Genomic DNA, 26,328 nt, shown 5'->3' on the forward strand with positions numbered 1-26,328 from the left:
GGCGCAAACTACTCATAAGCCAGCCAAAGTCAAGCTCTGGCGCGGGCTCGCCGCAAAATTCCCCGGCAATGGCTCAGATCAGCTCCCGGGCGAAGCCGTTTCCACGTGCATAATAGAGCGGAACCGGTGTTTCCGGCGCCAGATCCGGGTCATGAGCAAGCCTTTCGGCAAGATCGGAGAGAATCTTCTGGGTGATGATGGGCAGGTCCGCATCGCGCGTTTCTGCCAGAGTCAGCCAGGCGATGTCCTCAAGTTCCCCCGAAGGGCCGGTGCCCTGCGGCAGCCGGTCCGCGATTCCATCGGCAAAGACGGCCAGAAAACGCGTGTCGAAGCGGCGCGGGCGGCCCGGCGGCGTGATGGCGCGGGCGACCATGCGCACGGGCGAAAGGTCAAGCTCGATGCCCCGCTCCGAGAAGGCCTGAAAATCACCTTTTGCTGGCCACTGGCGCCCGGTCCGGCGGCCGATGAAGAGGCCAGCCTCCTCGTAGGTTTCGCGCACGGCGGCCACCGCAAGCGCCTTGAGGCGCGAGGGCGTCAGCTTGCCGCCCTTTGGCAGCACGGCAAGCTTGCGCTCCACTTCCGGATGATAGCTGGAAGAGACAGCCACACGGGAATCGCCCGGGTCCACCCGCCCGCCGGGGAAGACGAACTTGCCCGGCATGAAGGTGTGGCGCTGATGGCGCTTGCCCATGAGCACGCGCAAGGCGCTGCCGCTGCGGTCCAGAATCAGCAGCGTCGAGGCGTCCTTGGGGCGGATATAGGCGTGGCCCGTGTGCGTCTGGGCTTCCTTGTGGAGGGCGGCAAGGCCTTCGTCGCTCATGTCAGGCTCAGCTTCTCAGGGGCTGCGGTGGCTTGCAGCAGGATCCGGTTCGGGCAGGTCCTCGATGGCTTCGGGGTCGAAGCCATGCATGTAGAGCGCCCATTGCAGGCCAATCAGAGCACCTTTGACCGGGCGCAGGAAGCCCAGTGAAAGGATGAGGGTCAGCGGCAGCCACAGGGCCATATGGATCCACACAGCCGGACGCCAGGCAAATTCCACCGCCATCATGGCCGGCACGATGATGTGGCCAACAATGGTAATGGTAAAATAGGGCGGGGCGTCATCGGCGCGCTGGTGATGCAGCTCCTCACCGCACACACTGCAGGCCGGGTTCACCGTCAGATAGCCGGTGAAGATCTTCCCCTCGCCGCATGCCGGGCACCGGCAGGAAAAGCCGCGCAGGATTGCTTGTCCCACATTGCGCTTCGGCTTTTCACGAACAGGTTCCTCAGGGCCTCCCCCCGTCAGATACTGCAAGCCCATGACTACCTTTTCCCCCTCCGTCCCGGGGTGAAGCCGCCTTTGCGGGCGGGTGAACTGCGCCCGCCCGGCCCTGACGAGCCGCCCTTCCGGCGTGCGCCCTTGGCGGTGATGCGCCCCTCGCTCAGCAATGCAAACCGCAAGGCTCCGGCAAAGGGGGCCGCTTCCACCAGCTCGACTTCTACCTTGTCACCAAGCTGGTGGGTTTCGCCAGTCCTCTCGCCGATCAGCGCATGCGACGCTTCGTCATAGCGGTAGTAGTCGTGGCCGATGGTCGAGGCCGGGATGAAGCCATCCGCGCCCGTGTCATCCAGCTTGATGAACATGCCCGACTTGACGACGCCCGCAATGCGGCCCGTGAAGCGGGCGCCGACGCGCTCGCTCATCCACAGGGCGATCAGCCGGTCGATGGTGTCGCGCTCGGTCAGCATGGCCCGGCGCTCGGCGGCGGAGACTTCCGCGCCGATGGCCGCGAGCTTGCCGCCGATTTCCTCCGGCAGGCCATCGGAGCCGAATCCCAGCGCCCGGATCAGCCCGCGGTGCACGATAAGGTCGGCATAGCGGCGGATGGGCGAGGTGAAATGGGCATAGCGGCGCAGGTTGAGGCCGAAATGGCCGATGTTGTCCGGCGCATACTCGGCCTGAGCCTGTGAGCGCAGGATCACCTCGTTGACCAGATGGGCCTGCGGCGTGTCCTTCACCTTGGCCAGAATGCCGTTGAAGGTGGCAGGACGCAGGCCGCCGGCGGACGGCAGCTTCATGCCGAGGGTGGACAGAAAGTCCTTCAGCGACTGCAGCTTCTCCGGGCTCGATGCATCATGGATACGGTAGAGCAGGGGCACTTTCCGCTTTTCCAGCGTCTCGGCAGCCGAAACGTTGGCCTGAATCATGCACTCCTCGATCAGCTTGTGCGCATCAAGGCGGTCCGGGATGAAGACGTAATCGACCGTGCCATCCGCCTTCAGCTTGATCTTGCGCTCCGGCAGGTCAAGATCCAGCGGCTCGCGGGCATCACGGCCACGGGTCAGGCATTCATAGGCCGCCCACAGGGGCTTGAGGATGGGCTCCAGCAGCGGGCCGGTCTTGTCATCCGTCTGGCCGTCGATGGCCGCCTGCGCCTGTTGATAGGAGAGCTTGGCAGCAGAGCGGATCAGCACCCGGTGGAACGTGTGCGCGATCTTGCGGCCGGTCTTGTCGAAGACCATGCGCACGGCCATGGAGGGGCGGTCAACGCCCTCCTTCAGCGAGCACAGATCGTTCGAGATGCGCTCCGGCAGCATCGGGATCACCCGGTCGGGGAAATAGACCGAGTTGCCGCGCAGATGCGCTTCCCGGTCCAGCGCCGTGCCGGGCCGGACATAGTGGGCGACATCGGCAATGGCGACAAAGACCACATGGCCGCCTTCGTTTGCCGGGTCCTCGTCGGCTTCCGCATAGACCGCGTCGTCGTGGTCCTTGGCGTCTGCCGGATCGATGGTGATGAAGGGAATCTTGCGCCAGTCCTCGCGCTTGCCAAGCGTCACCGGCTGGGCGCGCTCGGCCTCCAGTTCGACGGCGGCAGGGAAGACATGGGGGATGCCATGGCTCTGCAGCGCGATTTCGGAGACGGCCATTTCCGACTTCAGCGAGCCGAAGCGGCGCACGATCCGGGCCTTCGGCGCGCCGTAGCGGCCAATGCGGGTGATCTCGACGCTGACAAGATCGCCATCCACCGCCTCTTTCAGGTCGGAGGTGTCGATGTCGAGTTCGCGCTGCTTGCGGTCGATGGGCTCCAGATAGGGCGGCATGTGCCCGGCGCGTTCGCGCAGGATGCCAAGGATGGCGCCCTGCTGGCGTTCCAACAGCTTCAGCACACGTGCAGCGTGGGCGGCTTCCGGGCCGGGATCAAGGTCGGCAAGGCGCACCAGCGCCCGGTCACCGATGCCTGGCGTTGCGCCGCGCGGCGTATCGCGGCCCGTCAGCACCAGCACTTTCGGCGGTGCGCCTGCCTCTTCGTCCCAGTTCACCGGTTCGCCCAGCAATTCGCCATGGGCATCGCGGGCGTTGAGATAGACCACGAAAACGGGCGGCAGGTCGCCGGGGCGGATCAGGCGCTTCTGACGCTTTTCGACGACGCCTTCCTCGGCCAGATCCTTGAGGATGCGCTTCAGCTGGATGCGGGCAGCGCCGACGATGCCGAAATGGCGCGCCACTTCCCGCTTGCCTGCCTTGCCCGGGTTTTCTGCGACAAAGGCAAGGATGTCCTCGCGCGAGGGAAAGGCGCCCGGCGTCTTGGCCGGTTTTGCGGCCCTGCCGCCGGATTTCGGTGCGCTCTTGCGGGTGCGGGCGGGGCGCTGATCGGATGCGCCGCCGCCGCCGTGGGTGCGTTTCGTGGTCAATTGGCCTCGTCTGCGGCAGTGCTGCCGGCTTTGGATCTGCTTTTGGCAGGCGCTTTCGCGGCTGTTGTCTTCGCCGTTGCGGTTCTCGCCTTGGCTGCCGTGGTCTTCCTGGCTGCCGCCTTCTTCGGCGCAGCCTCGCCGTCCTCAGCCTTTTCAGCTTTCTTCGGGGCAGCCTTCTTGGTGGGCGCAGCCTTCTTGGCAGCCGGCTTTTTCGCCGCTGCCTTCTTGCCGCCGCCCTTGGCCGCAATCAGCTCCAGCGCCTGCTCCACCGTCACGGCCTGCGGGTCAGTGCCCTTGGGCAAGGTTGCGTTGACCTTGCCCCAGTTGACGTAAGGCCCGTAGCGGCCATCGCGCACGGTGATTGGGCCGCCATCGGGGTGCTCGCCCAGCTCCTTCAGCGCAGCAGGCGCTGTACGGCCCCGGGGGCCCTTGGCACGCTTTTCTGCCAGAAGATCGACGGCGCGGTTGATGCCGGCGGAGAACACCTCATCGGCGGAGGAGAGGTTTGCATAGGTACCGTCATGCAGCACGAAGGGGCCGAAGCGCCCGATGCCGGCCGAGATCATCTTGCCATCTTCCGGATGCGGGCCGATTTCGCGGGGCAGGGACAGCAGCTGCAAGGCCTTGTCCAGCGTGATATCCGCCGCAGACCAGCCACGGGGCAGGGAGGCGCGCTTGGGCTTGGCTTCCTCGCCCAGCTGCACGTAAGGGCCAAAACGGCCCGTGCGCAGGGAGACCTCCAGCCCGGTTTCCGGGTCGGTGCCCAGCACCTTCGGGCCATCGGCAGCCGCTTCCCCGTCCTCGCCCTCGGCACCGCGTGCCAGCTGGCGGGTGTAATTGCATTCGGGGTAGTTGTTGCAGCCGATGAAGGCGCCGAAGCGGCTGACCTTCAGCGACAGCTGGCCGGTGGCGCAGGACGGGCATGCGCGCGGGTCTTTGCCCTCTTCCTTCACGGGGAAGATATGGGCGGCCAGCAGCTCGTTCAGCGCGTCGATCACCTGTGCAACGCGCAGATCCTTCGTTTCGGCCACGGCGGCGGAGAAATCGCGCCAGAAGGCGGCCAGCACTTCGCGCCAGGACAGCTCACCGGCAGAAATCCGGTCCAGCTGCTCTTCAAGGCTCGCGGTGAAGTCGAACTCCACATAGCGGGAGAAGAAGCTCTCGAGGAAGGCCGTGACGATGCGGCCCTTGTCCTGCGGCACCAGCTGCTTCTTGTCGAGATCCACATATTCGCGGTCGCGCAGGGTCTGCAGCGTCGAGGCATAGGTGGAAGGCCGGCCGATGCCCAGCTCTTCCATCTTCTTGACGAGGCTGGCTTCCGTGTAGCGCGGCGGCGGCGTGGTGAAATGCTGGCTGGCATCAATGCCCGGCTTGCCGTCAACAGCGGCAAGGTTCAGCGGCGCGCCATCATCCACGGCCGGCAGGCGGCGGGAATCCTCGTCCTCGTCGTCATCCCGGCCTTCCTGATAAAGCGCGAGGAAGCCGTCAAAGCGGACAACAGAGCCGGTTGCGCGCAGGGCGGCGTGCTTGCCGGAGCCGCTGGCGTCAATGTCGATGGTGGTGCGCTCCAGCACGGCCGATTCCATCTGGCTGGCCATGGTGCGCTTCCAGATCAGCTCGTAAAGCCGGGCCTGATCGGGATCGAGGAAACGGGCGACATCGCGCGGGCGGCGGCCAAGGTCAGTCGGGCGCACGGCTTCGTGCGCTTCCTGGGCGTTCTTGGCCTTGGAGGAATAGAAGCGCGGCTTTTCGGGAACGTATTTGTCGCCAAAGTCGCTGGCAATGACGCGGCGGGCGGCAGCAATGGCTTCGCCGGCGATCTGCACGCCGTCGGTACGCATATAGGTGATGAGACCGGTGGTCTCGCCGCCGAGCGTGATACCCTCATAAAGCTTCTGCGCCACCTGCATGGTGCGGGACGCGGAGAAGCCGAGCTTGCGGGAAGCTTCCTGCTGCAGCGTCGAGGTGGTGAAGGGCGGCTGCGGATTGCGCTTTGCGGGCTTGGAGACAACGCTCTCCACCCGGTAGCTGGCGCCTTCCAGCATGCGCTTGATGGTCTGTGCCTGCTCTTCGGTCTTGATGTCGAGGCGGCCGAGCTTCTTGCCGTCAAAGCCCACCACGGCGGCGGTGAAGCCGTCACCCTTCGGCGTCTTCAGGCTGGCGAGGATAGACCAGTACTCTTCCTTGACGAAGGTTTCGATCTCCATTTCCCGGTCGCAGATGAGGCGCAGCGCCACGGACTGCACACGTCCGGCAGAGCGCGCACCCGGCAGCTTGCGCCACAGGACGGGGGAGAGGGTGAAGCCGACGAGATAATCGAGCGCACGGCGGGCGAGATAGGCATCCACCAGCGGCGTGTCGATCGGGCGCGGATTCTTCATCGCTTCCAGGATCGACTGCTTGGTGATGGCGTTGAAGACGACGCGCTCGACCGGAATGTCCTTGAGCACCTTCTTCTTCTGCAGCACATCCAGCACGTGCCAGGAAATAGCCTCTCCTTCGCGATCCGGGTCAGTTGCGAGGATCAGGCGGTCGGCCCCCTTCACTGCGGCGGCGATCTCGTTGAGGCGCTTCTGGGACTTGCTGTCCACCTCCCAGATCATGGCAAAGTCCTCGTCAGGACGGACGGAGCCATCCTTCGCCGGCAAGTCGCGCACGTGACCATAGGATGCCAGAACGTGATAGTCCGATCCCAGGTATTTGTTGATCGTCTTGGCCTTGGCCGGCGATTCCACAATGACGATGTTCATCACAATCCAGAAGCTGGTGAGCGGGCCGTGACCAGATCGTCCGGCCGTTTCCGCTGCAAATTCTTGTTCCCCCGGCAACGATCAAGGATCGCAAGCCGCCTGTCAAATGACCGTTTGTGGACAGAAGGTCAAGCCACGCTTGTGATTCTGCCTGTTTGAACTCTCTGCAGCACCGGGAGCTGACGGGGGCTTTTGCCTTTTGAACGGCGCAGATCAACTGGTCAGGCTGACCCTCTGGCCGGAGTGGCGTTCCAGCCGGCCGGCGAGTTCCAGTTCCAGGAGCATCACGTGGACGGCGCGGGCGGAGAGGCGGGTGTCGCGGATGAGTTCGTCGATGCCAACCGGCGTCGGGCCGAGGGCTTCGATGAGGCGGGCGCGGGCGCTGTCTTCCGGCAGGTTGCCGTCCGGGCCCTCCCAGGAAGGTTCTTCAAGGTCCAGTTCCGGCGGCAGATCGGGCGCGGCGCGGTTGCCGATGGCTTCCAGAATGTCGGCGGTGGATGTGATCAGCTGCGCGCCCTGCCGGATCAGGTGATTGCAGCCCTCGCAGCGCGGATCGAGCGGCGAGCCGGGCACGGCGAGGATTTCGCGGTTCTGTTCCAGCGCGAAGCGGGCAGTATGCAGCGAGCCGGACCCCTTGGCCGCTTCCACCACGATCACCGCCAGCGACAGGCCGGAAATGATGCGGTTCCGGCGGGGAAAGTCGCGTCCGCGCGGGCTCCAGCCGAAAGGCATTTCGCTGATGGCATTGCCGCCTGCAGCCAGAAGCCGCTCCAGCAGGCTGGCGTGCTCGGGCGGGTAGAGCACATTCACCCCGCCTGCAAAGACGGCGACGGTGCCAAAGCCCATGGAGGCTTCATGCGCGGCGGCATCAATGCCGCGGGCGAGGCCTGAGACGATGGTGAAACCCGCCTGAGAAAGCTCTCCGGCGAGCTGTGCCGCAAACTTGCGGCCTGCCAGCGAGGCATTGCGCGCTCCGACGATGGCAAGGGCTCTGGGATTGGCGAGGGTGCTGCCGTTTCCGCGCACGGAGATGAGTGGCGGCGGGCCGTCGATATGGCGCAGGTGCGGAGGATAATCTGCCTCACCCATGGCCACGAGCCGTGCTCCGGCGCGGGCATGGGCTTCGAGTTCGGCTTCCGCGTCAGCCAGTGAACAGATGCGAATGGCAGTCTTGCCGCCCTTGCGGGACAGTTCGGGCAGGGCCTCGATGGCCGCCTCCGCCGAGCCGCAATGGTTGACGAGGCCGCGGAACGTGGCCGGGCCAACGTTTTCCGAGCGGATCAGCCGCAGCCAGGCGAGACGTTGACGGTCGCTCAGGACAATCGTTCTGCCGGGCTGCGGGCCTGTCTTCATGATGGCGTGTCTGACCCTTCAGGTGCTTCGGTCTTGGCCTTGGAACCGATCTTCGATTCCGTGCCGCTCAGAAGCCGGCGGATATTCTCGTGGTGCTTGGCCCACAGGAAGGCGGTCAGCAGCGCGAAGACGAGCGCAAGCTGCATCTGACCCAGCAGCACCAGCACAACAGGGCTGATGAGGCTGGCGATCAGGGCCGACAGAGAGGAGAAGCGGAAGAGATACGCGGCAAGGATCCAGCTGAGCGCAAAGACGATGCCTGCCTGCCAGCTGAGGCCGAGCAGGATGCCCAGATAGGTCGCCACGCCCTTGCCGCCCTTGAAGCCGAGCCAGACCGGGAAAATATGCCCGAGGAAGGCGGCAAGACCGGCGAGCATCGCGGCGGAGGGGCCGAAGAAATAGCCAGCGATCAGCACCGCGACTGTGCCCTTCAGCGCATCACCCAGCAGCGTTGCTGCCGCCAGCGACTTGCGGCCCGTGCGCAGCACATTCGTCGTGCCGATGTTGCCCGAGCCGATCTTGCGGATATCGCCAAGGCCCGCCATGCGGGTGATGACGAGACCAAAGGGGATCGAGCCCAGCAGATAGCCGAGGGCGAGGGAGGCGAAAATCAGATGCGGGGCAAGATCAAATGAAAGCGCGGTGTCCACGCGTTTATCTCCGGTGGTGTTACGTCAAGCGTAATCGTAGACCTTGCGGCCTGCAACAATGGTTGTGAGCACCCGGCCCGAGAAACGCGCATCTTCGAACGGCGAGTTCTTGGAGCGGGAGCGGATGGCCTTCTTTTCAAGCACCCAGGGCCGGTCCAGATCGAAGACAATCACGTCGGCCGGAGCACCTGCCGTGAGGCGGCCGGCGTCAAGGCCCAGCCGGTTGGCCGGGTTCAGCGTCATGGCGCGCAGCAGCGGCAGAAGGCCGATGTCGCCTGCATGATAAAGCCGTAGAGCAGCGGCCAGCAGGGTTTCAAGGCCGATGGCCCCGTCCTCGGCTTCCGCCCAGGGGTGGCGCTTGGTTTCCACGTCTTGCGGGTCATGGTTGGAGCAGATGATGTCGATGGTGCCATCGGCCACGGCCTGCACCATGGCCATGCGGTCATTCTCATCGCGCAGGGGCGGCGACATCTTGAAGAAGGTCCGGTAGGGCCCGATGTCGTTCTCGTTCTGCGTCAGATGGTTGATGGACACGCCCGCCGTCACGTCCAGCCCCCGGTCCTTGCCGGTCTGAATGGCAGCGGCTCCCTCCGAGGTGGAGACGAGATTGGCGTGATAGCGCCCGCGGGACATGCCGACGAGCCTGAGGTCCCGCTCGATCATGATGATCTCGGCCTCGCGCGGCACACCGGAAAGCCCCTTCCACGAGGCATTGAGACCGGCATTCATGGTGCCGCCCGCCAGATCCGGATCTTCCGTGTGATGCACGACCAGCGCGCCGAAGTCCCGCGCATAGGTCATGATCCGGCGCATGATCTGCGCATTGCGGACGGACTTGTGGCCGTTGGTGAAGGCAACGGCTCCGGCTTCCTGCAACAGGCCGATTTCGGTCATGTCCTGCCCGGCAAGGCCCTTGGTGAGGGCGGCCATGGGCCGGACATTGACCACCGCCGTGTCGCGGGCGCGGCGCAGGATGAAATCCACCAGTGCCGGATCGTCGATCACCGGATCGGTCTCGGGCATGGTGACGATGGTGGTGACACCACCTGCGGCTGCTGCCTCGCTGGCGCTGGCCAGCGTTTCGCGGTGCTCGTGGCCAGGCTCGCCCACCGACACGCACATGTCGATGAGGCCGGGCGCGACGATGGCGCCTTCGCAGTCGATGATCTCGGCGCCATAGGGCGCGCCCTGGTTCTGGGCTTCGGGGCCGGCCGCCAGAATGGTGCCATCGGCGATGATCACGCTGCCATCCGCATCAAGGCCGCGTGCCGGATCGATCACCCGGGCATTCTTGAGAACCAGGGGCTTGGGAGTGTCTTGGGCCACGGATCAGGCTCCTACTGGTTCGGCAGATGGGCGGCGAGGGCTTCCAGCACGGCCATGCGCACGGCCACGCCCATTTCCACCTGTTCGCGGATGAGGCTCTGCGGCCCGTCGGCCACTGCCGGGTCGATTTCGACGCCCCGGTTCATCGGGCCGGGATGCATGACGAGCGCATCTTCCTTGGCATAGGCCAGTTTTTCCGCATCAAGCCCGTAATAGCGGTAATACTCGCGCACGGACGGAATGAAGGCGCCATTCATGCGCTCGCGCTGCAGGCGCAGCATCATGACGATGTCGGCGCCCTTAAGGCCTTCCTTCATGTCGCGGAACACCTCCACGCCCATCCGGTCAATGCCGCTGGGCAGCAGGGTGGAGGGGGCAACGACGCGCACCCTTGCACCGAGCGCATTCAGCAGGATGATGTTGGAGCGGGCCACGCGCGAATGCAGGATGTCACCGCATATGGCGACCGTCAGCCGGGCGATCTTGCCCTTGTGGCGGCGGATGGTCAGGGCATCCAGCAGCGCCTGTGTCGGGTGCTCGTGCTGGCCGTCACCGGCGTTGATCACCGAACAGCCCACCTTGCGTGCCAGCAGATGCACCGCGCCTGCCGCATGGTGGCGCACGACGAGGATATCCGGGTGCATGGCGTTCAGCGTCGCAGCTGTGTCGATCAGCGTCTCGCCCTTCTTCACCGAAGACGCGGAGACCTGCATGTTCATCACATCCGCGCCAAGGCGCTTGCCCGCGATCTCGAAGGACGATTGCGTCCGCGTCGAGGCCTCGAAGAACAGGTTGATCTGGGTGCGTCCACGAAGCACCGGCCGGATCTTTTCAACCTGGCGGGAGACTTCGACAGCCTGATCCGCCCGGTCCAGAAGGCCGAGGATGTCCTGGGGTTGAAGGCCTTCCATGCCCAGCAAATGACGATGGGGGAAAAGGCCTGCTCGATGGTTTTCTTGTGCGCTCATCGAGTGAACTGGATAGGCCTTGTGCGGCGAGTCTACAAGCGCGGAATGGTTTTGCAGGCGCTCCCGGGCCGCCTGTCCACATGCGCGGCCGGTTCGCGGGCCTTCAACCCAAAATCAGCAGGGCTGCCGGAATGGTGACGGCGGCGGCCAATGTCTGCAGCGTAATGATCTCTGCCATCAGTTTGGCGTCGCCGCCCATCTGCCGCGCGAGGATGTAGGCGTTGCTGGCGGTCGGTACCGCGCTGGCAATGATCACCACCAGCTGAGGCGTGCCCGTGACGTCAAGAAGCAGCGTAAAGCCATAGGCGGCCAGCGGCATCAGCAGGGGGCGCAGGAAAGTGCCGAGCGCAAGGGCAGGGCCGGGGCGGCGCAGGGAGGAAAGGTCAAGGCTTGCCCCCACGCAGATGATACCGATGGGCAAGGAGGCGCTGCCGAGAATGGCAAGGGTGGAGCCCACCGCATCCGGCAGGGGCAGGCCTGCAAGGTTCACTAGGATGCCAGCCGCAATGGAAACGATGAAGGGATTGAGTGCCAGATCCTTGCCGATCTTGGCTGCACTTGGCGGATTGCCGTTGGCATAATGCGACAGCACAAGAATGCTGAGCACATTCAGCAGCGGGATCATGAAGACCATGGCAATGGCCAGCATGGCCAGACCGTCTTCTCCCACGACGTTTCCGGCAATGGCCAGCGCGATCATGGCGTTCCACCGCAAGGTACCCTGAAAGATCGAGGTGAAGCGCGGGCCGGTAATGCCCAATATCCGCTCCAGAGGCAGACGGATTACCAGCAGCAGTGCGGCCAGGGTCAGAATGGCTCCGACCAGCGAAAAGCCCATGCCAAAGGTTGGCAGCTTCGAGAAATCGACCGTTTCAATGGTGCGGAACAGCACGGCAGGGAACAGGACATAATAAGCCAGCCGCTCGATGCCGCGCCACTGGTCGCCGGTGATGAGGCCCGCCCGCGCCACGCCGTAGCCGCAGGCGATGACCAGAATCACAGGCAGGAGAGCACTCAAAGTCATCATCATGGCGGGAAGCCGTCAGTCTTCGTCATCGATAATGGTGAAGGTGCGCCGGGGTTTTTCCTGCGCCATCTGAAGGTGTCCCAGCCGGTCGAGGAAGCCTTGCAGGATGTAGGCGGCGGCCATCTTGTCGACGAGTTCTGCCCGCCGGGCCCGGCTGCGGTCTGCTTCGATCAGCGTGCGCGTGACGGCAGCGGTGGACAGGCGCTCGTCCCAATAGGCTATGGGAAGGGCCGTCTTTTCCGCCAGATTGCGCACGAAAGCGCGGGTTGCCTGCACACGTGGCCCCTCGCTGCCATCCATGTTCAGCGGCAGGCCCATGACCAGCCCGCCCACGCCCTGCTTTTCACAGATCGCCAGCAGCTTCTGCGCATCCAGCGTGAATTTCTCGCGCCGGATCGTCTCCAGCGGCGTGGCAATGCCCCGGCCAATGTCGGACAGCGCCAGACCAATGGTCTTGGTGCCAAGGTCAAGACCGATCAGCCGGCTGCCGGGAGCCACAGTGGCGATGAAGTCTTCAAGCGGAAGAGCGGGGTCGTTTGCCATGAACTGGCGTGTATCAGGTGCCGTGGCCCAAAGCCAGAGGAAGAGGGCTGGTACGCCTTTCCGGCTTCCCACCTGAGACCAGAGCTTAGATATCAGGTATAAACAGCTGTAAATATTTGTATTTGTATGGAATTAGGGAGCCGGTCCGCTTGACTCAAACAATGAGATATTCATCCGAATTATCTGAAATCGCTAGGTCATGTGCTCCAGAACAGCCCTTGCCGCGCTGACAAGATGGCGGCGCAGGGCGCGCTCGGCTTCCTTTGCATTCCGCTCGATGATGGCATTGACGATGAGTGCATGTTCCTCGTTGGATTTCTTCATCCGCTCGGCCGCCCGCAGCTGCGAGCGGCGGAAGGGCGCAAGCTTCAGCCGCAAGCCATGCGCGATCTGGATCAGCTCATCGTTGTGGGTGCCTTCGAAAATGAGCGTGTGGAAACGGGTGTTGCCGTCCTCATAGGCCTCGTGGAGGCAGGTTTCCGCCATCTCCACCATATCGAGATGCAGGGTTTCCAGCGCTGCGCGCTCGCTCATGGTCATGCGCTCGGCGGCAAAGCGCCCGCAGGTCGCCTCGATCTCGCCCATGGCCTCGAACAGCTGGTCAATGCGCTCGCGGGTGATGCTGGCAACGATCACGCCGCGATAGGGCACGCGCTCGGCCAGATGGCGGGAGGCAAGGATATGCAGTGCTTCGCGCACCGGCGTGCGGGACACGCCGAAGCGTTCGGCCAGGGCGATTTCGTCCAGCCTGCTGCCTGCCTTCAGTTCACCGGCAATGATCTCGTTCTCCAGCTGACGGGCAATGACGGCGCTGTGCAACTGCTTCTGCGCTCCCGGGGCGGTGATGCCATTGTCCTTTGAAGTGTCCTGCGAGGAGTTCTGCGTCATGGGGCCCTTGCTGCATCATCAAGGATAAATGCCGGTAAGACAGTCAGGCCATACCTGCCGCCATACGGGCAAGTGCTCGCACAGCGCAGGTGTTTCGGCAAGCAGGAAGCTTGCGGCCTGCCTCAGAGGTTGCTGTCCGGGCGGGGCGGCTTATATTCCGGGCTGATTGCGCGCAGCAGCTTGGCTTTAACTTGCGAGAGCTTGCCTTGCGCCCCTGCCGATCCTGGGGCCCTGTCCGGGGCCGCCTTCAGTCTGGAGCATTGCAATGAAACTGACCTGGCTTGGACATTCCGCCTTCCGCATCGAGGTGAAGGATGCAGTGGTCCTGATCGACCCGTTCTTCACCGGCAATCCCGGGTTTCCCGCCGGTCTGACGGTGGAAGAAGCCAGCGCCGGCGTGACCCACATCCTGCTGACCCATGGTCATGATGATCACATCGGTGACACGGTCGCGATTGCCAAGGCGAGCGGGGCACAGGTCATGGCCAATTTCGAGATCTGCATGTGGCTGTCGGGCAAGGGCATTTCGAACATCAACCCGATGAACTCCGGCGGCATGGTGGATTTGGGGCCGTTCAAGGTGGGGCTGACGCAGGCAATCCATTCCTCTGCCACCAGCCAGGATGGAGACGGGCTCAAATACATGGGCAACCCGCATGGCATCATCCTGGCAGCGCCCGGCGAGAGTGTGCTCTATCACATGGGCGACACGGATATTTTCGGCGACATGGCGCTGATCCGCGAGCTGCATCAGCCGAAAATCGGCCTCGTGCCGATTGGTGACCGCTTTACCATGGGCGCAAAGGCCGCCGCGCTGGCTTGCAGCCGCTTCTTTGACTTTGAGACCATCATTCCGTGTCACTACGCCTCGTTCCCGATGGTCGACCAGTCGGCAGAGGGTTTTATCGCCGCGATGGGCTCCAAGGCAGCCACGGTGAAGGCGCCGAAGGCGGGCGAAGCGCTGACGCTCTGATCTTGGCGCCGCCCGTCAGATCGCCGTGCTGACCTTGTGCCCCGGCGCATAGGTCAGCCGTACGGCGGTGACGGGCATGTCGCCCGAGAAGGTGGTGCGCTCCATGACGAACAGGGCCTCGCCCGGCTTGCAGTGGAGCATGTCGGCGAGGATCGCACTGGCGCTGGTGGCGGAAAAATCGATGCCGCCACGCGAGAAGGGAATGTTGTGCACCAGCCATTCATTGGGGCTGATGGTCACGAAATCCTGCGCTTCGGCGCCTTCGACTGCCAGATTGATCCAGCGGTCTTCCTGGCAATAGGGCTTGCCATCCGCCAAATGCAGGGAAGTAACGTGCAGGCAGGGTGTGCCAGGCTCCAGTGACAGGGCTTGCGCAATGGCAGAGGGCAGGGGCTTTGTGCCGAGTGTCAGCCGCTGATAGGCATAATCCATGCCCTTGGCCTCCACATCCTGCCGGATGACCGGGATCTGGAACGTTGCGCGGCGCACCGGATTGAGCGGCACACGCGTTCCGGCCTTGCGGCGCCGCTCCAGCATGCCGAGGATGGCCAGTTCCCGCAGGGCCCTGTTGACGGTGGCCCGCGCGCAGCCAAACTCAGCCGCAAGCTCCTCCTCATGCGGGATCAGACTGCCTGGCGCCCATTCCCGGTCATGAATGCGCCGCAGCGCTTCTGCCTGAATGGACTGCCAGGTGATCTGTCCAGTTCCTGCGCCCGGCCTGTTTGCGTCTGCCTTTGTCATTCCCCGTGTCCGGTTTTCGCGCGTCCGGTTTCCCCGGTCAGGCGTCTTTCAGCTTGCGGATGGTCCGCATGTAAGACTTCTTGATACTATCCCGCGCCACGTGACGTCCGCCCTTGACCATATGCCGGCCTGCAGCCCAGACGTCGCTGACGATCCGGTCGTCTCCGGCAAAGATCCAGCTGTCGAGGGCGGTGTCGCCGCTGCGGCCCAGCATGTTGGCATCTTCCGTGTCCAGCGCAAGCAGGTCCGCAAGAAAGCCTTGGGAAATTTCACCTGTCTTGCGTCCAGCGGCCTGAGCGCCGCCCCGGATCGTCTCCTCGATCAGTACGCGGCCTGTGGAGCGCTCCGCCGTGGCGAGCGCTGCACGCGAGCGGTCGCGCAGGCGCTGGGAATAGTCGAGGGTGCGCAGCTCTTCTGTGAGGGAAATGCGGATGTTGCTGTCCGATCCAATGCCGAAGCGCCCGCCAGCTGCGGCAAAGTGCACGCCGTCAAAGATGCCGTCGCCAAGGCTCGATTCCGTGATCGGGCAAAGGCCTGCCACCGCGCCCGTTGCGGCAAGGCCCAGCGTTTCGGCCTCCTCCATCTGAGTGCAGTGGATCAGGCACCAGCGGCCATCGACGGGCTGGTTGGCCAGAAGCCATTCCACTGGCCTTGCGCCGCGATGGGCCTTCACTTCTTCCACCTCGGCCACCTGTTCGGCCAGATGCATGTGCAGCGGCGCATGCGGGCGCAAGGCGGCTGCGCGGGAAAGGTCTTCGGCGGAGACGGCGCGCAGGCTGTGCGGGGCTACGCCAACGCGGGCATCGGCGGGCAGGGCGCGCAAGGCGGCCTCGGCGCAGTCCACCAGCCTGGCGAAGCGGTCCATGTCATTGCCGAAACGGATCTGCCCTGGCCCCAGTGCCCGCTTGTCGCAGCCGCCATACTGGTAGAAAACCGGTAGCAGCGTCAGGCCGATACCGGAGGTGGCTGCAGCCGCTGCGATGCGGGCGGACATTTCGGCAAGGTCAGCATAGGGCTCACCACCTGGCTGGTGGTGGAGATAGTGGAATTCCACATTGGTGGCGTAACCTGCCTCCAGCATCTCCATCTGCACGAAGGCGGCGATCGCTTCCACATCCTCCGGCGTCAGCTGGTCGAGAAAGCGGTACATCAGCTGGCGCCAGGTCCAGAAACTGTCCCGCGGATCTGGCCCCCGCCGCTCGGTCAGCCCGGCCATGGCACGCTGGAAGGCGTGGGAATGCAGGTTGGCCGGGGCGGGCAGAAGCAGCCCCAAACGCATGGCATTCTGCTCGGGCTGCGTTCCGGCGGCCACATGGCCTACGGTGCCATCAGCGCCAATATGCACAGTGACGCCGCTTGCCCAGCCATTGGGCAAAAGCGCCTGCTCCGCCCACAGAACCTGCGCCGCGAAAGACGGGTTTCCGCCACTTGCCGGAGTTTCTCCGTTTCTTGCGCTGCTCATTCTTTCGCCGCCTTTGCTGATTGACAGGGCTATTATGTACATACATAAATAAACCGAACTTCAGGGGAAACCAAGATGGAACTTCACGGTCCGGCCCTTCTTTCCAACGCAAGGCTTGTCACCCTGCCGGAGACCGGCGGCTATGGCCTTGTCGAGCGCGGCGCTGTTGCGATCCGCGATGGCCGTATCGAATGGGCGGGGGCGGAAGCGGATCTGCCGGCAGCTTTCACCGGGTATTCGCGCCATGACCTTGAGGGGCGTCTGGTGACCCCGGCCTTCATCGACTGCCACACCCATCTCATCCACGGCGGCCACCGGGCGCGGGAGTTCGAGATGCGGCTGGAGGGGGCGAGTTATGAAGAAATCGCCCGCGCCGGTGGCGGTATCGTCTCGTCCGTGTCGGCCACCCGCGCCGCCAGCGAGGCGGAGCTTGTGGCCTCTGCGCTGCCGCGCCTTGATGCACTGCTGGCCGAAGGCGTGGCCGTGGTGGAGATCAAGTCCGGCTATGGCCTCGACATCGAGACCGAGCTGAAGATGCTGCGCGCTGCACGGCGCCTTGCGAGTGAACGCAAGGTGCGGGTACGCACCACCCATCTCGGCGCTCACGCTTTGCCGCCCGAGTACAAGGGGCGCGAGGATGCCTATCTCGATGAGGTTTGCCTTCCGGGTCTGCGCCGGGCAGCGGCGGAGGGGCTGGTGGATGCGGTCGATGGTTTCTGCGAGGGTATCGCCTTTTCCGTCGCCTCCATGCGCAAGGTCTTTGATGAGGCCCGCCGCCTCGGCCTGCCGGTAAAACTGCATGCGGAGCAGCTGTCGCATCTGGGCGGCACGAAGCTGGCAGCGGACTATGGCGCGCTCTCTGCCGATCACGTGGAATATGCGACCGATGAGGACGCGGCGGCGCTTGCCCGCGCCGGCACGGTTGCGGTGCTGCTGCCCGGTGCCTTCTATGCCATCCGCGAGACGCAGGTGCCGCCGGTCGCCGCCTTCCGCGCCCGCGGCGTGCCGATGGCGCTGGCGACGGATTGCAACCCCGGCACGTCCCCGCTGACCTCCCTGCTGCTGACCATGAACATGGGCTGCACCTTCTTCCGCCTTACCGTGGAAGAAGCGCTGCGCGGTGTCACGGTCAACGCGGCGCGGGCGCTGGGGCTTTCGGACTGCGGGCGCATTGCACCCGGTCTTCGCGCCGATCTTGCCATCTGGAATGCCGATAACCCGGCGGAGCTCGCCTACCGCTTTGGCTTCAATCCCCTTCATGCCCGTATTTTCGGAGGTTCGGAATGACCCTCGTGCTCACGCCCGGCAAGACCACGCTGGAGCAGCTGGAACAGCTCTGGCGGGAGGAGTTGCCCGCCCGTCTCGCCCCATCGGCCCGTCCCGCCGTGGAAGCGGCCAGTGCCTTCATTGCAGCCGCTGCTGCCGGGGATGCAGGCGTCTACGGCGTCAACACCGGTTTCGGCAAGCTCGCCTCGGTGAAGATCGCGGCCAAGGATACGGCAACGCTGCAGCGCAATCTCATCCTCTCCCATTGCTGCGGTGTGGGAGAGCCGCTGGACCGGGCTGCCACACGGCTGATGATGGCGCTGAAGCTGCTCAGCCTCGGGCGTGGCGCTTCGGGCGTGCGCTGGGAGGTGATTGCCCTCATCGAGGACATGCTCGACAAGGGCGTGACGCCTGTCGTGCCGTCGCAGGGCTCGGTCGGCGCCTCCGGTGACCTGGCTCCGCTTGCCCATATGACGGCGGCAATGATCGGTGCCGGCGAGGCCATTTACGAGGGCGAACGCCTGCCGGGCGGCGAGGCGCTGAAGCGGGCAGGGCTGACGCCCGTGGTTCTTGGGCCGAAGGAGGGGCTGGCGCTCATCAACGGCACACAGTTTTCCACCGCGCTGGCGCTGATCGGCCTGTTCGGCGCATGGGCCAATGCGGCCTCCTCGATGGTCATCTCGGCGCTGTCCACCGACGCCATCATGGGCTCCACCGCGCCGCTGCAGCCGGAAATCCATACCTTGCGCGGCCATCGCGGCCAGATCGAGGTGGCCGAGCGCATGCGGGCGCTGATGGAAGGCTCTGCCATCCGCGAAAGCCACCGGGAAGGCGACACGCGCGTGCAGGACCCGTACTGCATCCGCTGCCAGCCGCAGGTGCTGGGCGCCTCCGTTGACCTCCTGCGCTTTGCTGCCGGAACGCTGGAAACCGAAGCCAACGCAGTGACCGACAATCCGCTGGTGCTTGGGGAGGGCCGCATTGTTTCGGGCGGCAACTTCCATGCCGAGCCAGTTGCCTTTGCGGCGGACCAGATCGCGCTGGCCGTCGCCGAGATTGGTGCGATTGCCCAGCGGCGCGTGGCGTTGATGGTGGACCCGACGCTCAGCCACGACCTGCCGCCGTTCCTGACGCCGGAGCCGGGGCTTAATTCCGGCTACATGATCGCCGAAGTGACGACAGCGGCACTGATGAGCGAGAACAAGCATCTGGCGACCCCGTGTTCGACGGATTCAACGCCGACCTCTGCCAATCAGGAAGACCATGTGTCCATGGCAGCCCATGGCGCAAGACGGCTGCTGCGGATGAACGAAAATCTGTCAGTCATTCTCGGCGTCGAGGCGTTGTGTGCAGCACAGGGCATCGAGTTCCGCGCCCCGCTGAAGACCTCGGCACGGCTTCAGGCCGTCATCTCCATGCTGCGCGGCCATGCGCCTGCGCTGAAGGAAGACCGCTACCTCGCCCCGGATATCGAAGCGGCTGCTGCTCTGGTGCGGGAAGGGGCATTCGTTGCGGCGGCGGAGATCGGGGATTTCCGGCCGTAGGTGGGACATCTCCGCATCATTTCCGCGGAGACGGTGTGCATTTCGGGCTGCCAGTCAGGCACCAGATCCTCTCCCCCCTTGAGGGGGAGATGCCCCTGGCAGGGGGCAGAGGGGGGTAACGGACTGTCCGCTCATACGAGAGGTGGTGCTGTGTTGAAGCGCTGCTACCCCCCTCTGTCTGCTGACGCAGACATCTCCCCCTCAAGGGGGGAGAGGGCGCTGCGGCGGTGTGCAGCCGCCGCCAAACCGAAAGACAGATGAGCGGAACGAAACGGTCACAGGGAAGGATCGAATTGAGATGACGCAGGATAGTCAGGCCGTTCCGGCATCGCCCGTGACGGTGGAGCGCGGAGACAGCCCGGTGGTTCTGGGGCTGCCGCATTCGGGCACTTTTGTTCCGGCAGACATCCGGGCAAAGCTGAATGCGCGCGGGCTGGTGCTGAGTGATACGGACTGGCATGTGGATACGCTCTATGCCGGACTTCTGCCCGGTTCGACCACCGTTGCCGCCACCTTCCACCGTTATGTCATCGACGCAAACCGCCCGCCGGATGGCGCAAGCCTCTATCCGGGGCAGAACACCACCGGTCTTGTGCCGCTGACGGACTTTGATGGCGATAACATCTGGCTTGAAGCGCCCGATGCGGCAGAGATCGAGCGCCGGCGGCTAGCCTTCCATGCACCCTATCATGCAGCGCTGGAGGCAGAGTTGCGCCGCGTTCACGCCATTCATGGCTTTGCCGTGCTCTATGACTGCCACTCGATCCGCTCCAATATTCCGTTCCTGTTTGAAGGCACGTTGCCGGACTTCAACATCGGCACGGTGGAAGGCTCATCCTGCGCGCCTGCGATGGCAGAGGCTGTCGCTAATATCTGCCGGGAGGCGGAGGGCTACTGCACCGTGGTCAATGGCCGCTTCAAGGGCGGCTGGACCACGCGCCACTATGGCCGGCCGGAGGAAGGCTTCCACGCCATCCAGATGGAACTGGCGCAGTCAACGCATCTGGCCACTGAACTGCCGCCTTACGCCTATGACGAGGCGCGGGCAGGGCGGCTGCGGCACATCCTGAAGACCATTCTCGAAACCATCGCATCAGGCAGCTGGCGCGGCTGAGGCCGCCGCCCTTCCTGTTTGTTGCAAATCCAATGAAATAGCATGATCCGGAGAGGAAACATGACCAATCCCCGCCATAACCAGCGTGATATTTTCCCGCCCACCGGCACCACGCTCAATGCCAAGAGCTGGCTGACGGAAGCCCCGTTGCGCATGCTGATGAACAACCTCCATCCGGATGTTGCCGAAAACCCGCATGCGCTGGTGGTCTATGGCGGCATCGGCCGGGCGGCGCGCACCTGGGATGATTTTGACCGCATCGTCGCGGCGCTGAAGGCGCTGGAAGACAACGAGACGCTGCTGGTGCAGTCCGGCAAGCCGGTGGGCGTGTTCCGGACCCATGCGGATGCGCCGCGTGTGTTGATTGCCAATTCCAATCTTGTGCCGCACTGGGCCACCTGGGACCATTTCAACGAGTTGGACAAGAAGGGCCTGGCCATGTACGGCCAGATGACCGCCGGGTCGTGGATCTACATCGGCACGCAGGGCATCGTGCAGGGCACCTATGAAACCTTCGTGGAGGCCGGGCGCCAGCACTATGGCGGCAATCTCAAGGGCAAGTGGATCCTGACCGGCGGCCTCGGCGGCATGGGCGGCGCGCAGCCGCTGGCCGCTGTCATGGCTGGCGCCTGCTGCCTTGCTGTGGAATGCGACGAGACCCGCGCCGACTTCCGCATCCGTACCCGTTATGTGGACGAAAAGACCCATTCTCTGGATGAGGCGCTGGCGATGATTGACCGCTGGACGAAGGCGGGCGAGGCCAAGTCCGTGGCGCTTATCGGCAACGCGGCCGACGTGTTCCCGGAACTGGTCAAGCGCATGAAGGCAGGCGGCCCGCGCCCGGATATCGTCACCGACCAGACTTCGGCGCATGACCCGGTGCATGGCTATCTGCCTTCCGGCTGGAGCGTTGCCGAATGGCGGGCGAAGCAGGAGAGCGATCCCAAGGCCGTCGAGAAGGCGGCCCGTGCCTCGATGCGGGTGCATGTGGAGGCGATGGTGGACTTCTGGAACGCAGGTGTGCCGACCCTCGACTATGGCAACAACATCCGCCAAGTGGCCAAGGACGAAGGGCTGGAAAATGCCTTTGCCTTCCCCGGTTTCGTGCCCGCCTATATCCGCCCGCTGTTCTGCCGCGGCATCGGGCCGTTCCGCTGGTGCGCGCTGTCGGGCGACCCGGAGGACATCTACAAAACCGACCAGAAGGTGAAGGAGCTGATCCCGGATGATGCTCACCTGCACAACTGGCTGGACATGGCGCGCGAGCGCATCGCCTTCCAGGGCCTGCCCGCCCGCATCTGCTGGGTGGGGCTTGGCCTGCGCCACAAGCTCGGACTTGCCTTCAATGAGATGGTGCGCAACGGTGAACTGAAGGCACCCATCGTGATCGGGCGTGATCACCTCGATTCAGGCTCCGTTGCCTCGCCCAACCGCGAGACGGAAGCGATGAAGGACGGCTCGGATGCCGTCTCCGACTGGCCGCTGCTGAACGCGCTGCTCAACACCGCATCGGGTGCCACCTGGGTGTCGCTGCACCACGGCGGCGGCGTTGGCATGGGCTTCTCGCAGCATTCCGGCATGGTGATCTGCTGCGATGGCACGGAAGCGGCAGACCGGCGCATTGCCAATGTGCTTTGGAACGATCCGGCCACCGGCGTTATGCGCCACGCGGATGCAGGCTACGAAATCGCACTTGATTGCGCCCGCGAGAACGGACTTAACCTGCCTGCTATTCTGAAAGATTGAGAAAAATCAGAAGCAGGCGATTCACGAGTGGAACCAGCAGGATGGAGAACTGACATGCAAAGACGCGACTTCCTCAAGGCAGCGGGCATTGGTGCGGCGGCAACGGCAACGGGCGCAGCCCTCGCCACCCCGGCTATTGCCCAGGGCATTACCAAGTGGCGCATGGTCACCGCGTGGCCGAAGAACCTGCCGGGGCCGGGCGTTGCCGCCCAGATGCTGGCAGACCGCATCACCGCCCTGTCGGGTGGCCGTCTGGAAGTGGAGCTTTTCGCCGCCGGTGAAGTCGTCCCCGGTCCCGGCGTGTTTGATGCCGTGGCCGAAGGCACGGCGGAGATCTACCACGCCGTTCCGGCCTACTGGGGCTCCAAGTCCAAGGGCATTCTGCTGTTTGGCTCTCAGCCGCTCGGCCTCACTGCCATCGAGCAGACCGGCTGGCTGATGCAGGGCGGCGGTCAGGCACTCTATGACGAGATGTATGGCCGCTTCGGCCTGAAGCCGTTCCTGTGCGGCAACTCCGGCCCGCAGTGGTTCGGCTGGTTCCGCAACGAGATCAAGACGGTGGATGACCTCAAGGGCCTGAAGTACCGCACCACCGGCCTCAACTCGGAAGTCTGCGCCAAGCTGGGCATGGCGGTGGAGGCCATGTCGGGACCGGCCATGTTCCAGGCGCTGCAATCCGGCGCGCTGGATGCGGGCGAGTTCATCGGCCCGTGGTCCGACAGCGCCCTCGGCCTGCAGCAGGTAGCCAAGAACTACTATGCGCCAGGTGTTGGAGAGCCGGGTTCGGCCGAAGAGTGCGCAGTCAACCTCAAGGCCTGGGAAGCCCTGCCGGATGACCTGAAGCAGGCGGTCGCCTATGCGGCGGAAAGCCTCTACAATCCGGTGCTGACCGAATACAACACCAAGCACGCCATGGCACTGCGCGAGCTGACAGCCAACCATGGCGTCACCGTGCGCAAGCTGCCGGACGAGATCGTCATCGCCATGGGCAATGCCATGGGCGAGGTGGTCAAGGAGCTGCGCGACAGCGATGACGAGCTGGTGCGCAAGATCACCGAAAGCTTCCTCGAGTACCGCAAGCTGATGGTCGAATACATGCCCTATGCGGACGCTGGCCAGATGAACGCCCGCGGCCTCGATTACAACTACGGCTGAGCCTAATGCCCCGGTGCGGTGTAAAAGCCGCGCCGGGTTTGCCTTTGATGTCATCCCGGTTTGCCGCATTGCGGCAAGACCAGGATCCAGTATCCGGGGTGCTCGCGGTGCCGGGGAGTGTACCGCAGGCTCCGGACGATGTTTATGCCGGACAATCAGTCAGGCTCCCGTTCTTCTCCCACTTTAGGGGGAGATGCCCCCGGCAGGGGGCAGAGGGGGGTAACGGACTGTCCGCTTGTGAGAGAGATGGTGCACTGCCGGAGCGCTGCTACACCCCTTTGTCTGCTGCGCAGACATCCCCTCTAGGGGGAGAGGGGTGCCGCGGTGAAGCGATAGTCCTTCCTCTCTTCTTGCGTCCGGTGCAGACATTGCCCAAACACCGGGGGCGCTGGATCCCCGACGGCGCGGGGATGACGCCAAAGATGAAACGAAAGCAAATATGATCAGCGCGGCAAACGCCCGCAGCAGCAGGGGACATGAGGGAATGGAACGGCTTGCCAGGTTGCTGGATGGGGTCAGCAGGGCAGTGGGGGCGGTGACGATCTGGTTTGCGCTGGCGATGGTGCTGCTGCAGTTTGTCATCGTGCTGCTGCGCTATGTGTTCGGCTACAGCTCGATCTTCCTGAACGAAGGCGTGCTTTATCTGCATGCCAGCGTCTTCATGCTGGGGGCGGGCTACACGCTGATGGTCAACGGCCATGTGCGTGTGGACATCTACTACGCCCGCATGACGGCACGCGGGCAGGCGGTGATCGACCTGTTCGGCCATGTGGCGCTGCTGGGCGCCTCGCTGGTGATGCTGCTCGTCTACTCCTGGCCCAGCGTGCAGCGTTCCTGGGCCATTCTCGAAGGGCCGATTTCCGTTGGCGGCATTCCCGCCTCCTTCCTGTTGAAGAGCCTCATTCCGGTGTTCTGTGTTCTCCTTCTCCTGCAGGGCTGTGCCGCCTTCCTGCGTGACTGCCTCAAGCTGCGGAGCGCCGCATGATCCCGCTTGATATTCTGATGTTCGCCGCACTGATCGGCTTCATTCTGCTCGGCTATCCGGTTGCCTTCACCATTGCCGGGGTGGCCACGGGCTTTGCACTGCTCGGCTTTGCGCTGGGTGATTTCAACCTGTCGCTGATGGGGGCGCTCGGCCAGCGGTTCTTTGCGGTGCTCACCAATCCGGTGCTGACGGCCATTCCGCTCTTCGTGCTGATGGGCGTGATCCTCGAAAAAAGCCGCATCGCCGAAGACCTGCTGGAAACCATGGGCCGCCTGTTCGGCACCATGCGCGGCGGGCTTGGCGTGTCCGTGGTTCTGGTTGGCGCGCTGCTGGCCGCCTCCACCGGCATTGTCGGGGCAACGGTGGTTGCCATGGGCATGATCGCCCTGCCGGCGATGCTGCGCAATGGCTATAATCCGCGCCTTTCTGCCGGTCTCATCTGCGCCTCCGGCACGCTCGGCCAGATCATTCCGCCCTCGACGCTGCTGATCATTCTCGCCGATGTCATGTCTTCCGCCTTCCAGCAGGCACAGTACAAGCAGGGCAAATTCTCCATCGAGACCATTTCCGTCGGCCAGACCTTTGCCGCTGCCCTTGTGCCGGGGCTGCTGCTTGTGGCGCTTTATGTGGGCTATGTGCTGCTGCGCGCCTGGCTGGTGCCTGCAGATGCGCCGGCCATGAAGGATCTGGACCGCAAGGCCACGCGCGGCGAGGTGATGGGCGCGATCCTGCCCGCCGTCCTCCTCATCGTCGCGGTGCTCGGTGCCGTGCTCTTCGGCGTTGCCTCGCCCAACGAGGCTGCGTCGGTGGGGGCAGTCGGCGCCATTCTGCTGGCCGGTTACAAGCAGGGCGGCCCGAAGCGGCTGATCCTGGGCGGTGCCATCGCGCTCTTTGTGCTGGTGCTGGCAGCCGGATATTATCCGGTGCGGCTGCAGCGCTCGGACGCCGGATTGCTGGAATATGCCGTGGCGGGTATCTATTCGATCCTTGCCTTGACCGGCCTTGCCGCCGTTGCCATGTCCCTGCGCCAGTCCTTTGCCGCCCGGACGCTGATCCCGGCGCTGACGCAGACCATGGTGGTCACCTCGATGATCTTCGCCACCATCCTGATGGCCTCCTTCTTCTCGCTGGTCTTCGTTGGCCTTGGCGGCGAGCACCGGGTGGCCGATATTCTGGCGGCGATGCCGGGCGGACCCACGGGCGCGCTGATCTTTGCCATGGCCTTCATCTTCGTGCTCGGCTTCTTCCTCGACTTCGTGGAAATCGCCGTCATCCTGCTGCCGCTGCTGATCCCGCCGCTGATCCTCATGGGCCATGATCCGGTGTGGCTGGCGGTGCTGATCGCCATCAACCTGCAAAGCTCGTTCCTGACACCGCCCTTCGGCTTCTCCCTGTTCTATCTGCGCGGGGCAGCCCCCAAGGAAGTCACCACAGGCATGATCTATCAGGGCGTCGTGCCTTTCATCCTGCTGCAGATCCTCGCCATGGCGCTCATCTGGTTTGTGCCGCAGATCGGCACCTTCCTGCCCAAGGTGATGTTCTGATGCCGGTGCAGCTCATCCGCTGGGGCATGGCGCGGGCCATGCCCTGGAAGAACGGCGGCGGCATCACGCATGAGCTCGCCGTCTTCCCGGAAACGGCCGGGCTTGAAGACTTCGGCTGGCGGCTCTCCATGGCAGAGGTTGCCAGCGACGGCCCATTCTCCGCCTTCACCGGCATCCACCGGACGCTGGCACTGGTGGACGGGGCAGGCATCGGCCTCGATTTCGGCGCTGAGGGAGAAACCGTCCTCAGCACGCCCGGCACCTTCACCAGCTTCGATGGCGGCGTTCCCGTCACAGGCCGGCTCATCGATGGCCCGGTGCTGGATTTCAACGTCATGACCCGGCGCGGAGCGTTTCGTCACTCCATGGAGCAGCTCACGCTGGAGGAGGGCAACGGTCTCGAATGCTCAGGTCCCGGCGCAGGGGAAACCATCGCGCTGGTCTGCGTATCGGGCCGTGTCACCGTTACCTTGGCCAAGAGCGGCAGAGAGACGCTTCAGCCGCGCGATTGTCTTCTTGTCACGGATGAATCGGAGGCGCCGCTGATCTTCGGTGGTCACGGGACTATTTGCATGGCACGGCTTGGGCCAGACGCGTAACGGCCCACGCCCCTGC

22 protein-coding genes are annotated in these 26,328 nt (G+C 64.3%); 9 read left to right on the top strand and 13 right to left on the bottom strand.

Annotated elements, in window-relative coordinates; translation table 11 throughout:
• Window positions 1–73: 73 nt before the first annotated feature.
• The 11 genes from V6L75_RS00090 to V6L75_RS00140 form a co-directional block, all read right to left on the bottom strand.
• Window positions 74–820, bottom strand: a complete 747-nt coding sequence (locus V6L75_RS00090) for an NUDIX hydrolase (protein ID WP_334249520.1) — start codon at window positions 818–820, stop codon at window positions 74–76.
• A 15-nt stretch (window positions 821–835) separates the two neighbouring features.
• On the bottom strand, window positions 836–1,303 hold the full coding sequence (locus tag V6L75_RS00095; RefSeq protein WP_334249521.1) for a DUF983 domain-containing protein: 468 nt from the start codon (window positions 1,301–1,303) through the stop codon (window positions 836–838).
• A 2-nt stretch (window positions 1,304–1,305) separates the two neighbouring features.
• A complete protein-coding gene (rnr, locus tag V6L75_RS00100; protein ID WP_334249522.1) occupies window positions 1,306–3,678 on the bottom strand; it encodes a ribonuclease R in 2,373 nt (790 codons plus the stop codon).
• Window positions 3,675–6,428, bottom strand: coding sequence for a type I DNA topoisomerase (gene topA / locus V6L75_RS00105; RefSeq protein WP_334249523.1), 2,754 nt, complete (start codon window positions 6,426–6,428; stop codon window positions 3,675–3,677). Before topA ends, rnr begins: the two co-directional genes overlap by 4 nt.
• Window positions 6,429–6,641: 213 nt before the next feature.
• Window positions 6,642–7,781, bottom strand: coding sequence for a DNA-processing protein DprA (gene dprA, locus V6L75_RS00110; RefSeq protein WP_334249524.1), 1,140 nt, complete (start codon window positions 7,779–7,781; stop codon window positions 6,642–6,644).
• Complete coding sequence (gene plsY / locus V6L75_RS00115; RefSeq protein ID WP_334249525.1) at window positions 7,778–8,431, bottom strand: glycerol-3-phosphate 1-O-acyltransferase PlsY; 654 nt, start codon at window positions 8,429–8,431, stop codon at window positions 7,778–7,780. The genes dprA and plsY overlap by 4 nt, the downstream gene beginning before the upstream one ends.
• A 24-nt stretch (window positions 8,432–8,455) precedes the next feature.
• Window positions 8,456–9,757 (bottom strand): dihydroorotase, encoded by a 1,302-nt coding sequence (locus V6L75_RS00120; protein ID WP_162544471.1) that lies wholly within the window; start codon window positions 9,755–9,757, stop codon window positions 8,456–8,458.
• A gap of 11 nt (window positions 9,758–9,768) precedes the next feature.
• Window positions 9,769–10,668 (bottom strand): aspartate carbamoyltransferase catalytic subunit, encoded by a 900-nt coding sequence (locus V6L75_RS00125; protein WP_197717608.1) that lies wholly within the window; start codon window positions 10,666–10,668, stop codon window positions 9,769–9,771.
• Between the two features lie 160 nt (window positions 10,669–10,828).
• Complete coding sequence (locus V6L75_RS00130) at window positions 10,829–11,755, bottom strand: AEC family transporter (RefSeq protein ID WP_334249526.1); 927 nt, start codon at window positions 11,753–11,755, stop codon at window positions 10,829–10,831.
• 12 nt (window positions 11,756–11,767) lie between these two features.
• A complete protein-coding gene (gene ruvX / locus V6L75_RS00135; RefSeq protein WP_334249527.1) occupies window positions 11,768–12,295 on the bottom strand; it encodes a Holliday junction resolvase RuvX in 528 nt (175 codons plus the stop codon).
• Window positions 12,296–12,487: 192 nt separating this feature from the next.
• Window positions 12,488–13,183 (bottom strand): GntR family transcriptional regulator, encoded by a 696-nt coding sequence (locus V6L75_RS00140; protein WP_334249528.1) that lies wholly within the window; start codon window positions 13,181–13,183, stop codon window positions 12,488–12,490.
• 265 nt (window positions 13,184–13,448) lie between these two features.
• On the opposite strand from V6L75_RS00140, the gene V6L75_RS00145 reads away from it, so the two are divergent.
• Window positions 13,449–14,156: a metal-dependent hydrolase gene (locus V6L75_RS00145; protein WP_334249529.1), complete on the top strand. Its 708-nt coding sequence runs from the start codon at window positions 13,449–13,451 to the stop codon at window positions 14,154–14,156.
• A 15-nt stretch (window positions 14,157–14,171) separates the two neighbouring features.
• Here the strand turns inward: V6L75_RS00145 and hutC are convergent, their stop codons facing one another.
• Together hutC and V6L75_RS00155 are read right to left on the bottom strand one after the other, a co-directional pair.
• Window positions 14,172–14,897, bottom strand: coding sequence for a histidine utilization transcriptional repressor HutC (gene hutC / locus V6L75_RS00150; RefSeq protein WP_334249530.1), 726 nt, complete (start codon window positions 14,895–14,897; stop codon window positions 14,172–14,174).
• Between the two features lie 37 nt (window positions 14,898–14,934).
• A complete protein-coding gene (locus V6L75_RS00155) occupies window positions 14,935–16,359 on the bottom strand; it encodes a formimidoylglutamate deiminase (RefSeq protein WP_334249531.1) in 1,425 nt (474 codons plus the stop codon).
• A 75-nt stretch (window positions 16,360–16,434) separates the two neighbouring features.
• Between V6L75_RS00155 and hutI the strand changes: the two genes are divergently transcribed.
• From hutI to V6L75_RS00195, 8 genes are all read left to right on the top strand, one after another.
• Window positions 16,435–17,646 carry an imidazolonepropionase gene (gene hutI / locus V6L75_RS00160; RefSeq protein ID WP_334249532.1) on the top strand — a complete coding sequence of 404 codons (1,212 nt, stop codon included), beginning with the start codon at window positions 16,435–16,437 and terminating at the stop codon, window positions 17,644–17,646.
• On the top strand, window positions 17,643–19,169 hold the full coding sequence (gene hutH, locus V6L75_RS00165; RefSeq protein WP_334249533.1) for a histidine ammonia-lyase: 1,527 nt from the start codon (window positions 17,643–17,645) through the stop codon (window positions 19,167–19,169). Before hutI ends, hutH begins: the two co-directional genes overlap by 4 nt.
• 298 nt (window positions 19,170–19,467) lie before the next feature.
• A complete protein-coding gene (gene hutG, locus V6L75_RS00170; RefSeq protein ID WP_334249534.1) occupies window positions 19,468–20,283 on the top strand; it encodes an N-formylglutamate deformylase in 816 nt (271 codons plus the stop codon).
• 60 nt (window positions 20,284–20,343) lie between these two features.
• Complete coding sequence (gene hutU, locus V6L75_RS00175) at window positions 20,344–22,029, top strand: urocanate hydratase (protein ID WP_334249535.1); 1,686 nt, start codon at window positions 20,344–20,346, stop codon at window positions 22,027–22,029.
• Between the two features lie 54 nt (window positions 22,030–22,083).
• Window positions 22,084–23,184: a TRAP transporter substrate-binding protein gene (locus tag V6L75_RS00180; RefSeq protein WP_334249536.1), complete on the top strand. Its 1,101-nt coding sequence runs from the start codon at window positions 22,084–22,086 to the stop codon at window positions 23,182–23,184.
• Window positions 23,185–23,668: 484 nt separating this feature from the next.
• A complete protein-coding gene (locus tag V6L75_RS00185; RefSeq protein WP_334249537.1) occupies window positions 23,669–24,169 on the top strand; it encodes a TRAP transporter small permease subunit in 501 nt (166 codons plus the stop codon).
• Complete coding sequence (locus tag V6L75_RS00190) at window positions 24,166–25,713, top strand: TRAP transporter large permease (protein WP_334249538.1); 1,548 nt, start codon at window positions 24,166–24,168, stop codon at window positions 25,711–25,713. The genes V6L75_RS00185 and V6L75_RS00190 overlap by 4 nt, the downstream gene beginning before the upstream one ends.
• Complete coding sequence (locus tag V6L75_RS00195; RefSeq protein ID WP_334249539.1) at window positions 25,713–26,312, top strand: HutD/Ves family protein; 600 nt, start codon at window positions 25,713–25,715, stop codon at window positions 26,310–26,312. The genes V6L75_RS00190 and V6L75_RS00195 overlap by 1 nt, the downstream gene beginning before the upstream one ends.
• The last annotated feature ends 16 nt before the right edge of the window (window positions 26,313–26,328 follow it).

Origin of the sequence: Pannonibacter anstelovis, from assembly GCF_036881715.1 — a bacterium.
Classification (GTDB): domain Bacteria; phylum Pseudomonadota; class Alphaproteobacteria; order Rhizobiales; family Stappiaceae; genus Pannonibacter; species Pannonibacter anstelovis.